A 2,421-nucleotide genomic window follows, 5' to 3' on the forward strand; every position below is an offset into this window, starting at 1 on the left:
CGCCTGGTGGCCTACCTCGTACCCGCAGACGGGGACAAGGACGGCGACAGCGGCGATCTGTCCGGCGTGGTGAAGGAGTTCACCGGGCGCCGGCTGCCGGACTACATGGTGCCGTCCGCCTTCGTCGTCCTCGATGCGCTGCCGCTGACATCGAACGGAAAGCTCGACCGCAAGGCCCTGCCGGCACCCGACCACGACGGGTCGACCCGTGTGGGGCGCGGGCCGGCCACGGCACAGGAGGAGATTCTGTGCGGTGTGTTCGCACAGGTCCTCGGCCTGGACAGGGTCGGCGTGGACGACGACTTCTTCACACTCGGCGGACACTCGCTGCTGGCCGTGCGGCTGCTCAGCCGCGTGCGCGCCGCGCTGGGCGTCGAGCTGCAGCTGCGGACGTTGTTCGAGGCGCCGACAGTGGCCGAGCTTGCGGCCCGGCTGGCCGAGGCGGACACTGCGCGGCGCGCGCTGACGGCAGGAGTGCGCCCTGAGCGGGTGCCACTCTCGTTCGCCCAGCGCCGCCTGTGGTTCCTCGGCCAGCTGGAAGGCCCGAGCGCCACCTACAACATCCCGGTCGCGCTACGACTTTCCGGAAGCGTGGACCGCGACGCGCTGAACGCGGCGCTGCGGGACGTCATGGGGCGGCACGAGGTGCTCCGGACGACGTTCGCGGTGGCCGACGGCGAGCCGTACCAGCGAATCCTGGACGTCGCCGACATGGTGTGGGAACTGCGGACGGTGGAGGTGGCGCCGGATGAGATGACCGGTGCGGTCGCCGCGGCGCAGGAGTATGCGTTCGACCTCTCGACGGAGGTGCCGTTCCGCGCGTGGCTGTTCACCGCCGGGCCGGACTCGGACGAACAGGTCCTCGTCGTGGTGGTGCACCACATCGCCGGTGACGGCTGGTCGATGGGCCCGCTGGCCCGGGACGTGTCCGACGCGTACGCGGCGCGCTGTGAGGGGCGGGCTCCGCAGTGGGAGCCGTTGCCGGTGCAGTACGCCGACTACGCGCTCTGGCAGCGCGAACTACTGGGCGGGGACAACGACCCGGAGAGCCTGCTGTCCCGTCAGATCGCCTACTGGCGTGAGGCTCTGTCCGGTGCACCTGAGGAGCTGGAGCTGCCGTTCGACCGGCCGCGTCCCGCAGTGGTCAGCCACCGCGGGCACAACGTGCCGCTGGAGATCCCGGCGGAGGTGCACGCGCGCCTGGTGGAGCTGGCCCGCGCCGAGGGCGTGACCGTCTTCATGGTGCTGCAGGCCGCTCTGGCCACGCTGCTGTCGCGGCTCGGTGCGGGCACGGACATTCCGATCGGCGCGGCGTTGGCCGGTCGCACCGACGAGGCGCTGGACGATCTGGTCGGGTTCTTCGTGAACACGATCGTGGTACGCACGGACCTGTCCGGGGATCCGACGTTCCGCGAGCTGCTGGCGCGGGTGCGGGAGACGGGGCTTTCGGCGTTCGCGCATCAGGATGTGCCGTTCGAGCGCCTGGTGGAGGAGCTGGCGCCTGAGCGCTCGCTGGTCAGGCATCCGCTGTTCCAGGTGATGCTCACGCTCCAGAACACGGGCGATGCCGTACTGGACCTGCCCGGCCTGGGTTCCGAGAGCCTCATCGCCGGAGAACTGGCGTCGAGGTTCGACCTGGACTTCATCGTCGGGGAGGTGTTCGACGCCGAGGGGCGGCCGGCCGGTCTGCGCGGCGTCCTGATCGCGGCGGCGGACCTGTTCGACGCGGACACCGCCGGGCTGATCGTGGACCGGTGGGTCCGGGTCCTGGAAACGGTGAGCTCCGATCCTGCGGTGCGGCTCGGCGCGGTGGATGTGCTTGATGCCGATGAGCGGCGTCGGGTGTTGGTGGAGTGGAACGACACGGCGGCCGAGGTGCCGGCGGTGTCGGTGGTGGAGTTGTTCGAGGGGTGGGTGGCGCGGACGCCGGGTGCGGTGGCGGTCGTGTGTGACGGGGTGGAGGTGTCGTATGCGGAGCTGGACGCGCGGGCGAACCGGCTCGCGCGGTATTTGATGGGGCGGGGTGTGGGCGCGGAGTCGCTGGTGGGTTTGTGGCTGCCGCGTGGGGTGGACATGTTGGTGGCGGTGTTGGGGGTGTGGAAGGCGGGGGCGGGTTATCTGCCGCTGGATCCGGAGTATCCGGCGGAGCGGGTGTCGTTCGTGCTGGACGACAGTGGGGCGTCGTTGTTGTTGACGACGGAGGAGTACCGCGATGCGTCGTCCGCGGTCCCGGTGCTGATGGTGCCTCTGGACGACCCGCTGGTGGTCGGGGAGTTGGCGGTTCTTGATGCCTCTGCTCCGTGTGTGGGGACCCGGCTGGATGGGCTGGCGTATGTGATTTATACGTCGGGGTCGACGGGGTTGCCGAAGGGTGTGGCGGTGACTCATGGGGGTCTGGCGAATTATGTGGTGTGGGGTGTG

Annotated in this window: 1 protein-coding gene; it reads left to right on the plus strand. The window is 70.0% G+C overall.

Annotation, left to right across the window (positions count from 1 at the left end):
• The coding region (locus ABT342_RS38005) for a condensation domain-containing protein (RefSeq protein ID WP_351584162.1) at positions 1-2,421 on the plus strand (2,421 nt) is incomplete at both ends.

The sequence above is a fragment of the Streptomyces sp. NPDC000410 genome (assembly GCF_040300305.1).
Lineage (GTDB): Bacteria > Actinomycetota > Actinomycetes > Streptomycetales > Streptomycetaceae > Streptomyces.